Raw genomic sequence first — 12826 nt, 5'->3', positions numbered from 1 at the left:
TTTCCACCTCAACCCATGGCAACAACCCAACCCACAGGAACTCCCATGATTAAAACCGCATTATTGTCCGTCTCTGACAAAACAGGTGTACTCGAACTCGCGCAAGCCCTGCACGCACACAACGTCAAACTGCTCTCGACAGGCGGCACGGCCAAATTATTGAGTGACAACGGTTTACCCGTGGTGGAAGTCGCCAACCACACAGGCTTTCCTGAAATGCTGGATGGACGAGTGAAAACACTGCACCCGAAAATCCACGGTGGTTTGCTGGCACGACGTGATTTACCCGAACACATGGCGGCACTGGCTGAACACAGCATCGAAACCATAGACATGCTGGTGGTCAATCTCTACCCATTCGAGGCGACCGTTGCCAAAGCCGATTGCACACTCGAAGATGCCATCGAAAACATCGACATCGGCGGCCCCGCGATGGTGCGCTCAGCGGCGAAAAACTGGAAAGACGTGGTCGTGCTCACCGACGCGGCACAATACGAACAAGTACTGAGCGAACTCAAAGCCAGTGGCGATGTGTCTGATTCGACCAAATTCGCCTGCTCCGTCGCCGCGTTTAACCGCATCGCCCAATACGACGCCGCCATCAGCAACTATCTCTCAACCATCAACCCCGACACACGCGACGTCGCCACACGCGCCGCCTTCCCCGAACAACACAATGCCAACATGGTCAAAGTGCAGGACCTGCGCTACGGCGAAAACTCGCATCAATCGGCCGCGCTGTACCGCGACCTGTACCCAGCCCCTGGCTCACTCGTGACCTCAGTGCAGTTGCAAGGCAAAGAGCTCAGCTACAACAACATCGCCGACGCAGACGCGGCGTGGGAATGTGTGAAATCATTCGATGCGCCTGCCTGCGTCATCATCAAACACGCCAACCCATGCGGTGTGGCGGTCGGTGTCAATGCGCTTGAAGCCTACAGCAAAGCATTCAAAACCGACTCAACCTCAGCATTCGGCGGCATCATCGCGTTCAACGTGGTTTGTGACGCAGCAGCAGCCGAAGCAGTGTCTAAGCAGTTTGTTGAAGTATTAATCGCCCCTGACTACACACCCGAAGCACTCGCCATCTTTGAAGCGAAAAAGAACGTGCGCGTGCTCAAAATCGACATGAGCGGCGTGAAAAAATCAGGTACGAATTGGGAGCAAGGTCGCAACGCGCAAGACGTCAAGCGCGTCGGCTCAGGTTTACTCATTCAAACCTCAGACAATCATTTCCTCAAAAAAGAAGACCTCAAAATCGTCACCAAAATCGCACCGACCGACGCGCAAATTGACGACATGCTCTTCGCATGGCAAGTCGCACAATACGTCAAATCCAACGCCATCGTCTACTGTGCAAGCGGCATGACCCTTGGTGTCGGTGCCGGTCAAATGAGCCGTTTGGATTCCGCCAAAATCGCCTCCATCAAAGCCCAAGCCGCAGGTCTCTCACTCGCAGGCTCTTCAGTCGCCTCGGATGCGTTCTTCCCATTCCGTGATGGACTGGACGTGGTCATCGACTTCGGCGCCACCTGCGTGATTCAGCCTGGTGGCTCAATGCGTGACGACGAAGTGATTGCCGCAGCCGATGAGCGTGGGATTGCCATGGTGTTTACGGGTGTGAGACATTTTAGACACTAAAATACACTAGGAAAACAAACAGTTACATCATTCGGGCTATCAATAAGTAACTAACGAGTGACTGCTCTGAAGTGCTAATCACCCCAAAAATCAAGCTAAAGATTGCTGATTAATCGAATATATTTACTTATTACAGAACCCTCACATTTCTTTTGTAGAAGTTGGGTTTACTACAAAAACACCCGAAGAAAGAGCCTTAGATATAAGTCCTGCTACAGGTGTGATCAACATCCAAGAACATTTGAATCAAGAAGTGAGACGGCGCGAACACGTGATGCCTATATTCCCTAATCATCATGACGTTGTGTTCCGCTTAATCGGCGAGTTGTTTTCGCTGATATGAACGAGGATTGAATGGAGCGACTATACTTGGATTTAACAGAGTTTTATAATGCCATTTGTTGCGAGGCCTTTTCAAAACCTGAAAAGGCCTCGCCTACTCATAATCTCTCATTAAACCTGTGGGAAATTTACAGCAAATTTTGAATTTGACGTAAACTTCTTAACCGTATTCTCAGTAATTTATCGACGGCGAATCGGTGCGGTGCGCACTGCTGGAGTACGATTATTATTTATATTAGAATTAACTCTTTGTCTAGATTCAATTCTTTGTCTAGCTTCTGCCTTTCTTTCCGCCGAACTCATTGCCTCTATATTGCTTTTTTCAGCTGATTTATTAATCGAGTTAGTACGTTCGACATTAGTTTGACGAACCGAGTTGTTTCGCTCAACATTTAATGTATTATTGTCTTTACGAACAATTACATTATTTTGCTTATTAATGTTTACATTAACATCGTTATGATAAACACTTATTGGACGAACGCCCCATGGATGATAAATAGGTGGGTAATAGCCCCAATGCCAAGGTGAATACCAAGGTTGATAAGTAGCCGCCCAAAATAATGTGAAAAACACAGGCGGACTTACATATGTTGGAATATACACATACTCTGAACCGTAGATGCTAGTTTCCCCAACAATCCGCACTGATTTATTACTGGAGTTATTCTCCACTTCAATTGTGGCAACCGTCTGTTTTTTATCTTTTCCAATTGAAGCGTCGATATCCACATAATGGACATTAGTTCCCTTACGCTCAGAAACAATTAAGTAGTCAACTTGACCATCATTATTTAAATCCAAGTTAGACACTTTAGACTTAGGATCGTTCAAACGTCGCTCAAAATCTTCTAAATCTTTCGCTGCACCAAACTCTGCTGAGACTAATTCCAGATTTAAATTATCACCAACTTTATTGGTGGCCACAGCAACCGCTGTATCTTTTGAAAAAGCTGCAAAATTCAGCACCAACAAGGCACACGCGGTTAAAAACTTTATCTTCATTACACAATCCTTAGTATATTTTGATACATCAAATCTATTTTTTGAAGGTTAATATCAAGTTAATTTAATTTTTACGAGATAAGCTTAATACAACAAAACCTATTTGGTTGACAAATTTCTCTGTTTTCTCAAGGGAGCCTCTAAAAACCCCCTATCTTATCGTATCCAATGAATCCGCAGCACTTAAAAATGTGTTCCCTGTCAACTAAAGTGCACACTTGCCCAAGAGATGCTTAGGCTGCATTTGCATAAAAATTAGTTCAAACCTGAGCAGGCGTGGTGTTACCAATTTGAGTGTTCCTGGGTCAAGTCCAAAATTTACTGTAAACTTCCCTCAGGCTCAACGAGCAATCACGAGTTAAAAATCAAGCGATGACTCTTCGATTTTAGTCATCGGAACAAATCGCTTCATAAAACTCAGTCATATCCAAGTGTCGTTGCTCCATCCAAGCCTCATTCATATCTGCCAATACTGCTCCAATTAAACGGAACGCAGCGTCACCGTTAGGGAATATAAGCACCACACGCTCTCTCGCCTTCTCACCTCTTGCTCAATCTCTCCTGCATTTTGGTTGAGCGCCAGGGTTTTGCGATACTTGAGTGCTGAGCCTGCGTGGCGCTGTAGATGTCATGAGCATTCATTTAAACGACAAATGTAACAAAAACTTCATTTGCCAAATGGGTAATAGCACATTATTTGGATTCAGCCTCAATTCCAATTGCAACTGCCTCTGTAATAACAGCATTGACCTCATCCCCTACTTTAACTTTACCCAAATCAATTTGCTGGGGTACATCAATTGTAACCGTCTCATGAGCACCTCGTAAAGTGACTTTACGCTCTTTTCGATTTACAGCTTTAACAATTGCTCTTATTTCCGTTTGATGGGTTTCAAGTGCGCTAGGTTTTTGAGTTAACTCTGCCGTTGCAGCAGAAGAGTTATCAGCACGCTGAGGCATACCTGTACGTTGATTAACAGGCACTAAAGTCAAAACAATCCCTTTGATATAACGAATGACAAGATTATCACCTACTTTAATTTTGTCAAAATTTCTGATCTCTTCAGAGACGTTTAAATCGTACTTAGCACCATTTTCGGTTTGAACCGTCAAGTGACGTTTCTTTTTGTCGATTTTGATAACTTTAGCGCTTAATTTAACCTCTACCACTTCACCTTTGCTATTATCAGCTGATACTGTACTTTCAACTGCAGAGTTAGGTGTATTCTCGGCTTGCACGTAATTGAAAAAGCCTGTCATGAATAAAACAGCAAGCAAGGCAAGGGAACTTTTTTTCATAAAACATCTCCAATTTTTAAAAGGTAAAAATTACAATCAGCACTCGATCATATCACTCACAAAATAATCGACACTCAAAAACGACTCGTTCTAAAATTGTATCTCTATTTGAAAAATAGCGTATCGGAAAATGTAAATTTTTTGAGACCTCATCATATGCGCGCTGAACACACTTATCCAATGCGATATAGAGCACCATGCGATTGGATAGTTGACGCTTGAGCCAGTCATAACAGCCTCTGGGCGATATTGAATAGCCGACACAAGCGACGTTTAGGTAGGCTGCAATCCGCTTTTACAAAGACGTACCTAGCTACTTCATGCTGGCAAAGCACGCCTACTAACAGCAGTGCTGTTACCCTTTTTCAGAAGATCAATCCCCATTTTGCGCAATTCAAGTTCCTTGTGAGCAGCTTTGAATTGGCTTTCAAGTGCTTGATAATCAGGCTTACTTGGTTCTCCAGATTTATTCATTTTGGTTTGTGGCGGCTTGGGCTCGTTCATGGCACCGTAAATCCAGTTCTTTAAAGTCCCGTAGCTTATACCCAAATCTCGAGCCAATTTCGCGTAACTCAGCTTTCCTGATAATGCTAAACTTACCGCTTCTGACTTGAATGACTCATCGTAACTATTGCGTTTCATTTAACACCTCTTTTTTATGTTAATTGGTGTCCATAAATTTGAGGGCAGATCAGTTGTGTAGCAACTGGTCATTATGGAGCAAGACATAGTACGTAACTTTAGAAAGTCTATTTTGAAACCATTTCGCTACTATTTCCTCACTTATTTCAAACGCGTCCCCTCAGCTTGGTTGTTGTTGACACAGTTATCTATTTTGATTTCTTTGCCGTTGCTCAATGACAGTTTTGATGGTCAGGTGGTGTCGTGGGTGCTGGGGATGGTGGCTTTGATGATGGTGGCGTTGGTGATTCGCAACAGTCCGATTTTTACCAAAACAGGTATGGGTTTGGTTTTCATCTCACTATCATTGTCTGCTTGGGCGTTTATCAGCGGGCGTTCAGAGCTATTTGCGCTGGCGCATATTTTCGAGGCGGCGGCGTATTTCTATGCAGCAGCGGGCATGGTAATGTATATGTTCAAAGACCATGAGGTTTCGCGCGATGAGTTGTTTGCGGTGGCGGCGGTGTTTACTTTGCTCGTGTGGGGGTTTGCGTTTTTGTTCTCGGTTTGCCAGCAGTGGTATCCGCAAAGTTTCATTGCGTTTCAAAACGCGGATTCGCCGCGCTCGTGGTTAGAGTTGTTGTTTTTAAGTTTCGCCATTTTGAGTGGTGTAGGCATGACAGATATTTTACCGATTTCACCGCCTGCGCGCGTATTGGCGGCGATTGAGATGTTTGCGGGTGTGATGTATCTAACAATGGTGGTGACACGCTTGTTGGGTATGGTCGCGTCGCACAAGGTCAAACGATGAGTCAAACATTCACCCGTCTACTTGGCATCGATCCTGGTTTGCGGTTTACGGGATTCGGTGTGATTGATGTACATCAGCACACAATGCGTTATGTCGCGAGCGGCGTGATTAAGGTGGCGGGTGAGGGTTTACCTGAACGTTTGCGCTCATTGATTGATGGGATTCATCAAGTAGTAGATACTTATGCGCCGCAAGAGTCTGTGATTGAAAAAGTCTTTGTCAACGTGAACCCGCAATCAACTTTATTGCTTGGACAAGCTCGTGGCGCAGCCATCAGTGCCTTGGTTTTAAAAGATTTGCCCGTCCATGAGTACACCGCGCTGCAACTCAAAAAAGCCGTGGTCGGTCACGGCAAAGCGAAAAAAGAGCAGGTGCAAGAGATGGTGGCTCGTCTATTGAGCTTACCAGCGAATCCACAAGCCGACGCGGCCGATGCACTCGCAGCGGCGATTTGTCATGCACAAAACCGTGTGCAGATTGCACTGCTATCGCAAAATGGCGCGCTTGGCGGTCTGAGCAAAAAAGGCATGCGCATTAAAAACGGACGATTGGTGAGCCTATGAGCGTGGTTGCGAAAGACAAACCCATTTATATTTTAGACACGAATATTTGGCTCGATTGGTTGATTTTCACCAACGATAGCTTAGATGATTTAAAAGCGGCTCACGCCAGCGGTGAGATAAGCATCATTTATACTGCACCCATGAAAGCTGAGTTTGTCGACGTCATCAGCCGCCCACAGTTTAAACTCAGCGAGATGCAGCAACAAGCCGCATTGACCCAATTATCAGCAGTGGCAAAAGAGTCGGAGTGCTTAGATAAGCCGTCCATTCCCATTCGCTGCAAAGATAAAGATGACCAGGTATTCATCGATATGGCACTGGCGCACCGTGCGGATTGGTTAATCAGCAAAGACAAGCATCTTTTGACACTGAAAAACCGTGCGGCCAAGCAAAATCTTCGCATCGGCACGATTGATGACTGGCGAAAATCGCTAAAATAGTATTGGTCAGATTCAGTTTAGTACGGCTAATGAAGGCTTTATTAACCCTCACAAAATAATTTTGCATTTTTTTGTTTGGCATAGGAACTATGAAACAGCTCACCACCACCATTTTCACCACAATGAGCGCATTGGCCAATCAATCCAATGCGATTAACCTTGGTCAGGGCTTTCCGGACTTCGCCGCTGACCCTACGCTGCTACAAGCCGCATTTGATGCCATGACGCAAGACCACAATCAGTACGCGCCGATGATGGGAACGCTAGCTTTGCGCACAGAGATTGCGAATTTGGTCAAAAAGCACTACGGCTGTGATGTGCATGTGGATAAAGAAATTACCGTGACTGCAGGTGCGTCCGAGGCGTTGTTTTGCGCGATTCTGGCCATTGTTCAGCCTGCCGATGAAGTCATTATTTTAGAGCCCGCCTATGATTTGTATCGTCCTGCCATCGTCAACGGCGGCGGTGTGCCTGTTGCGGTCAACTTGAGTTTAGAATATGACAAATTCATCGTTGATTGGGATAAGGTTAAAACCGCCATCACATCGCGCACACGCGCCATCATTGTCAACACGCCCAACAACCCAACGGGCAATATTTTCACAGAGCGTGATGTCATCGAGCTTGAGCAGATTGCCGAGCAACACAATCTTTGGGTCATCAGCGACGAGGTATACGAGCACATGGTGTTTGATGGCGCTTTGCACCAATCTGCTTTACGTCGTCCCGCTTTGGCTGCGCGCACGATTCATGTGGCGAGTTTTGGTAAAACGCTGCATGTGACGGGTTGGAAAATTGGCTATGTCATTGCGCCAGAGAAGCTCACGAATGCGATTCGCGCCGTGCATCAATTCAACACATTCACCGTCGCGACGCCTTTGCAACTGGGCATTGCCTCCTACCTGAATACACAGCCGAATGCGACTGATGAGTTGCCTGGCTTTTATCAAGCAAAGCGCGACAAATTCAAGCAAGGCTTACAAAACACGCCATTAACCACATTGCCAACAGAGGGCACGTACTTTCAGTTGGTCGATTACAGCCACATCAGCACTTACGCCCACATGAGCGACACGGAGTTTGCCACACACTTGACCACGCAGATTGGCGTGGCGGCGATTCCTTTGTCGTCCTTTTATGGCACACCACCTTCGCATCAAAAAATCGTGCGCTTTTGTTTTGCCAAAAAAGACGGAACCCTCGAACAGGCCTTATCACGTTTACAAGAAGGTTTAGCAAAGTGAAGAGGTGGTGTGTCGCTTTACTCAGCGGTCTGTTAGCGGCCTGTGCCAATGTGCCGCTAACCAGCATCTCAACCGCCGAAAAAAGTCCCGAAATTGACACCACAGACACTGCCCTTGCCGTGATGACTCGACTCGCACAGCAGCGTGGTAAAGCGTCCATGCCTCAAATTGAGAAACTGAGCAAAGAGACCACCCCAATCTGTGAAGACGAAGTAGAATCTACCGCATATAAACGTACTGATGATGCCTCAACCCAATCGACACCCAATCCAGTGAAAAAGACAACCCCTTCAAAATATGATTTAGTCACAGCCACGGCGAATCTGTCGGATGAACAAGATGATGCCTCAGCATCCGGTGTTTACCCACTGGTTGATGGAGTCGAGGCGTTTGCCGTGCGCAATGCATTGATTAAAAATGCACAAAAAACACTGGATTTACAATACTACAGCCTGCAACGAGGTTTAAGTACGCGGATTTTGATTCGTGAATTGGTGTTTGCTGCGAATCGTGGGGTGCGCATTCGCATTTTGCTGGACGATATGGAGACATTGGGGCGCGACCAAGAAATGAGCTTACTCAACGCCCATGCCAATATCGAAGTTCGCGTGTTTAACCCCATTCGTCGTTGGCGCGGCACGCGAATCACGCGAGCCTTGATGTTTGTAGGTCATTTGCCGACAATGCACCGACGCATGCACAACAAACTGTGGTTGGCGGATGGCGTGCTCGGTATCACGGGTGGACGCAACTTGGGGGATCGCTATTTCAATGCCAGTGAGCACGATAACTTCTCTGACTTGGATGTGCTGCTCAGTGGGCAAGTAATTGAACCGATGAAGCAGATGTTTAACGACTATTGGCAATCGAGCAATACCCTACCCATCAGTCAGTTTGCAAAAGGTCCGACCGAGTTATCTCAAAATGCGCTCAAAAACCTCATCCTCAAAACCAACAAACTCACCAAAAAAGAACGGGTTCAGCATCACCCCTACCTCACTGCCTTGATACAAGCAGAAAGCCATATCCTACCCGATGTCCTGCCCAACATGCTTTGGGGGCAAGTCGAATTCGTCAGCGATGCTGACGACAAAATCAACCATAAGCCAATCAGCACGCAATTGGCTCTACCAAACCAGACAAGCAGTCATACCGACACCCCTGTGTTCAATGCATTGGTTAATGAAATCACACGAACACAAAAAGAATTGATACTCGTCAGCCCCTACTTCGTGCCAGGTACAGAGTTTACCAATCTACTCATCGACTTAGTCAAGCAGGGCCGTCAAGTCACCGTCATCACCAACTCGCTCGAATCAACCGACGTGCCACTTGTCAATGGTTCATATGAGCCATATCGCCAACGCTTACTCGAAGGTGGCATTAACCTGTATGAGTTGCGCGGTTTCCCAAACGCCGGCAAAAGCCCGCAGTGGCGCCATCCGATTTTCAGCTGGAAAGGTTCTCGCGCTGCACTACACAGCAAAGCAGCCATCATCGATGGACAAGTGAGCTTCGTCACCTCCATGAACATTGACCCACGTTCCGTGATTTGGAACACAGAGCTTGGCCTCACCATCCGCCAATCTCAGTTCGCGCAAAGACTGCGCAAAGACCTACTCACAGCCACAGACCCACGCTACAGCTACCATGTTAAACTCAATAAAAATGGCAAACCGGAATGGCAAAGCAGCTCATTAGAGGCTGGCAGCGAAAACCTCAGAACTCACATCCGAACCAGAGAATCAGGCAACTTATGGCGATGCTTACAAAAATGGATAGGCAGACACATTGTGCCTGAGCGTTATTTGTGAGTTTTCACCATGCGATTGATGGTTAATCGCAAATGAGAATGAGAGGCTTTGCGCAGCTGGGTCACACGAAATCTTGGGAAAAGGAAATAAATTCTGCCTTATAACATGAGGCCATTGGGTCAATCGACTAAAATCCATCCAAGTCGTTTATGCAAACCTCATAAAAAATCCCGCTGTCACCAGCGGGATTTTTTATCACAGATTCACGAAGTCACCACTCGTACCCACTCCAGCAAAATATTTTCCACCCGCACCAAACTTTGTTCACGCAACATTCGCCATTGCTGCAAATCATTCGCAGCCTTGCTAGCGATACCTGCTGCATAATTGGTGCAAACCGTCAATGCAGCATAAGGCAAACCCAGCTCACGAGCGAGGACGGCTTCTTGCATGAGCGTCATACCAACCACATCAGCACCATCATTGACCATTCGTCGCACTTCAGCACACGTCTCAAGACGTGGGCCATTCGTGCAACCATATACTGCTTCAGTGAGAAGTGTTTCATCCACTTGATTTGCCGCTTGTATGAGCGATTGACGCACATTGGCCGAAAATGGTTCAGCAACATCAGTATAAACAATCGGCTGATCAGGGCCTTCGTAATACGTACCATCGCGACCGCTGGTGTAGTCAATCGCATCGTGCGGTAAAATCAACCGACCAGGAGTGATATTGACCTGCAAACTCCCCGTACTGCCAATCGCACACACCGTGTTAACACCGATTTTTTGCAACGCCCAGACATTCGCTCGGTAGTTAATTTGATGAGGCGCCAAGGTATGACCATAGCCGTGGCGATTCACAAAGACCACATCAACATCGCCCATTTGACCAATGGTCAACGCACACGATGCCTCACCAAACGGCGTTCGCACAATCTCACGACGAACATTGGTCAAGTGAGTCAAGCGTTGTAACCCACTGCCTGCAATAATGCCCAACATAGGCTTCTCCAAAAATTTATAAATGATTCAGTAATTCCAGCATGGCCGTTTCGTCAATCACCGCCACACCCAATGCTTTTGCTTTTTCAAGTTTAGAACCAGCGGCTTCACCCGCCACCACATAATCGGTTTTTGCTGATACGCTGCCCGCGATTTTAGCGCCGGCATTTTCAAGCAATGCTTTGGCCTCGTCACGCCCCAATGTCGGCAATGTGCCCGTGAGCACCACAGTTTTACCTGAAAATGTGCCCGCTGTCACAGTCGTTTTGTCCACAACTGGCCAGTTCAGGCCAGATTGTAACAAACCTTCAATGACAGAACGATGACGGTCATCAGCAAAAAAGCCCACAATCGCTTGTGCGACCACTGGCCCAATGTCATCAATCATGCATAGCTCATCAAAGTCAGCATCAATAATCTGCGGTAAGTCGCCAAAATGCTTGGCAAGACTTTTTGCCGTTGCTTCGCCCACATGGCGAATACCGAGCGCATAGATAAATTTTGCGAGTGTTGTGCTTTTTGATTTGTGCAAACCATCGAGTAGGTTTTGTGCAGACTTCTCGGCCATTCGCTCCAAACCAATGAGCTGAGACAGACTTAACTTGTATAAATCATTCGGGGTGTGAACCAGTCCAGCATCGACCAATTGGTCAATTAGTTTTTCGCCCAAACCATCGATATTCATCGCGCGGCGCTGCGCAAAATGCCAAAGACTTTGCTTCACCTGCGCGGGGCAAATCATACCCCCTATGCAACGAGCCGCTGCCTCATCTTCTCTCACCACAGGTGAATGACATTCAGGACAATGTGTCGGCATGACGAACGGTGTTGTATCAGCAGGGCGCTTTTCGACAACCACCATCACCACTTCAGGAATCACATCTCCCGCACGACGTACAACCACAGTATCACCGACACGCACATCTTTACGCGCCACCTCATCCGCGTTGTGTAGCGTGGCACTGGTCACCACCACGCCACCCACCTCGACGGGGGCGAGTCGTGCCACTGGTGTCACAGCCCCCGTGCGACCAACTTGTACATCAATGCCTTGAACCATCGTGGTCATTTCTTGGGCTGGGAATTTATGTGCAATCGCCCAGCGCGGAGAGCGGGAAACAAAACCCAAAGCCTCTTGCTGAACCACAGAGTTGACTTTGTAAACCACACCGTCAATATCAAAAGGCAATTCGTCGCGCGTTTGCATCACCGTGTTATAAAACTTCAGTAGGCCATCCGCACCACGCACGACATTGTCTTGCGAATACACAGGCAAGCCGAGTTTGACCAACTGCACCACAGTGTCATGAAACGTGGTTTGCACAAAAGAACCATCCGCATCTGAGTTGTCCACCACACCAACTCCGTAGGAGTAAAAGGACAAACGGCGTTCTGCTGTGATGGTAGAGTCAAGCTGACGCAATCCACCTGCTGCTGCATTGCGTGGATTGGCAAATAGTTTTTCACCTTTGGAAAGTTGAGTTTGATTGAGTCGCTCAAAATCAGCACGCTTCATCAAAACTTCACCACGCACTTCAAGCACGGCAGGTGGATGCTTGGCCTCTAATCGCAATGGAATCGAGCGTATGGTACGCACATTGGCGGTCACATCCTCACCTTCCTGACCATCACCACGCGTTGCTGCCTGCGTCAATAAGCCGTGTTCGTAACGCAAACTAATCGCCAAGCCATCAAACTTCAGCTCAACCGCATACTCAACCAAATCACCAGTAGTAATCAAGCCTTGTGCCAATAACTCATCAAACATGCGCTGATCAAATGCACGAATATCGGCCTCATCAAACGCATTGGCCAATGACAACATCGGAATGCTGTGCTGTACTTTTCGAAAGCCATCAAGTGGTGCACCGCCAACACGCTGAGTGGGTGAGTCAAAGGTTGCCAATTTTGGGTATTGTTTTTCTAAAGAAAGCAACTCCTGGAACAACGCATCGTACTGAGCATCGCTAATCACTGGGGCATCATTGACATAATAAGCCGTATTGTGGCTGATTAATTCTTCACGCAAGGCATTCACTCGCGCCTCGACACCAGACGCTTGGGGGCTTGAGAACAAATCAAAATTATCAGAACTCACG

Annotated in this window: 12 protein-coding genes and 1 pseudogene; 7 read left to right on the top strand and 6 right to left on the bottom strand. The window is 47.1% G+C overall.

Annotated elements, in window-relative coordinates; translation table 11 throughout:
- Positions 1-45 precede the first annotated feature (45 nt).
- Together purH and IE082_RS11480 are read left to right on the top strand one after the other, a co-directional pair.
- The gene (purH, locus tag IE082_RS07440; protein ID WP_189493288.1) at positions 46-1641 is read left to right on the top strand and encodes a bifunctional phosphoribosylaminoimidazolecarboxamide formyltransferase/IMP cyclohydrolase; all 1596 of its coding nucleotides are present in this window, start codon (positions 46-48) and stop codon (positions 1639-1641) included.
- A 220-nt stretch (positions 1642-1861) separates the two neighbouring features.
- Positions 1862-1984, top strand: coding sequence for a transposase (locus tag IE082_RS11480; RefSeq protein WP_189493287.1), 123 nt, complete (start codon positions 1862-1864; stop codon positions 1982-1984).
- Between the two features lie 179 nt (positions 1985-2163).
- On the opposite strand, the gene IE082_RS07430 is transcribed toward IE082_RS11480, so the two are convergent.
- The 4 genes and pseudogenes from IE082_RS07430 to IE082_RS07415 all read right to left on the bottom strand — a co-directional run bounded on the left by IE082_RS07430 (position 2164) and on the right by IE082_RS07415 (position 4929).
- Positions 2164-2988 (bottom strand): hypothetical protein, encoded by an 825-nt coding sequence (locus IE082_RS07430; RefSeq protein WP_189493286.1) that lies wholly within the window; start codon positions 2986-2988, stop codon positions 2164-2166.
- A gap of 428 nt (positions 2989-3416) precedes the next feature.
- Positions 3417-3527: pseudogene (locus tag IE082_RS11275) on the bottom strand (transposase); the annotation flags it as partial.
- 154 nt (positions 3528-3681) lie between these two features.
- Complete coding sequence (locus IE082_RS07420) at positions 3682-4287, bottom strand: hypothetical protein (RefSeq protein WP_189493284.1); 606 nt, start codon at positions 4285-4287, stop codon at positions 3682-3684.
- A gap of 318 nt (positions 4288-4605) precedes the next feature.
- The gene (locus tag IE082_RS07415; RefSeq protein WP_189493283.1) at positions 4606-4929 is read right to left on the bottom strand and encodes a transposase; all 324 of its coding nucleotides are present in this window, start codon (positions 4927-4929) and stop codon (positions 4606-4608) included.
- Between the two features lie 112 nt (positions 4930-5041).
- On the opposite strand from IE082_RS07415, the gene IE082_RS07410 reads away from it, so the two are divergent.
- The 5 genes from IE082_RS07410 (at position 5042) to IE082_RS07390 (ending at position 9780) form a co-directional block, all read left to right on the top strand.
- Positions 5042-5719, top strand: coding sequence for an ion channel (locus IE082_RS07410; protein ID WP_229809763.1), 678 nt, complete (start codon positions 5042-5044; stop codon positions 5717-5719).
- Positions 5716-6282 carry a crossover junction endodeoxyribonuclease RuvC gene (gene ruvC / locus IE082_RS07405; protein WP_189493281.1) on the top strand — a complete coding sequence of 189 codons (567 nt, stop codon included), beginning with the start codon at positions 5716-5718 and terminating at the stop codon, positions 6280-6282. Before IE082_RS07410 ends, ruvC begins: the two co-directional genes overlap by 4 nt.
- Complete coding sequence (locus IE082_RS07400; RefSeq protein WP_189493280.1) at positions 6279-6722, top strand: putative toxin-antitoxin system toxin component, PIN family; 444 nt, start codon at positions 6279-6281, stop codon at positions 6720-6722. Before ruvC ends, IE082_RS07400 begins: the two co-directional genes overlap by 4 nt.
- 89 nt (positions 6723-6811) lie before the next feature.
- A complete protein-coding gene (locus IE082_RS07395; protein WP_189493279.1) occupies positions 6812-7966 on the top strand; it encodes a methionine aminotransferase in 1155 nt (384 codons plus the stop codon).
- Positions 7963-9780 carry a phospholipase D family protein gene (locus IE082_RS07390; RefSeq protein ID WP_189493278.1) on the top strand — a complete coding sequence of 606 codons (1818 nt, stop codon included), beginning with the start codon at positions 7963-7965 and terminating at the stop codon, positions 9778-9780. The genes IE082_RS07395 and IE082_RS07390 overlap by 4 nt, the downstream gene beginning before the upstream one ends.
- 203 nt (positions 9781-9983) lie before the next feature.
- On the opposite strand, the gene IE082_RS07385 is transcribed toward IE082_RS07390, so the two are convergent.
- Positions 9984-10727 (bottom strand): S-methyl-5'-thioinosine phosphorylase, encoded by a 744-nt coding sequence (locus IE082_RS07385; protein WP_189493277.1) that lies wholly within the window; start codon positions 10725-10727, stop codon positions 9984-9986.
- Positions 10728-10743: 16 nt separating this feature from the next.
- On the bottom strand, positions 10744-12825 hold the full coding sequence (ligA, locus tag IE082_RS07380) for an NAD-dependent DNA ligase LigA (RefSeq protein WP_373295080.1): 2082 nt from the start codon (positions 12823-12825) through the stop codon (positions 10744-10746).
- Between the last annotated feature and the right edge of the window lies 1 nt (position 12826).

The sequence above is a fragment of the Formosimonas limnophila genome (assembly GCF_014652675.1).
Classification (GTDB): Bacteria; Pseudomonadota; Gammaproteobacteria; order Burkholderiales; family Burkholderiaceae; genus Hydromonas; species Hydromonas limnophila.
The sequence above is the reverse complement of the archived record's forward strand: the minus strand, read 5'-3'. Positions and strand labels throughout refer to the sequence as shown.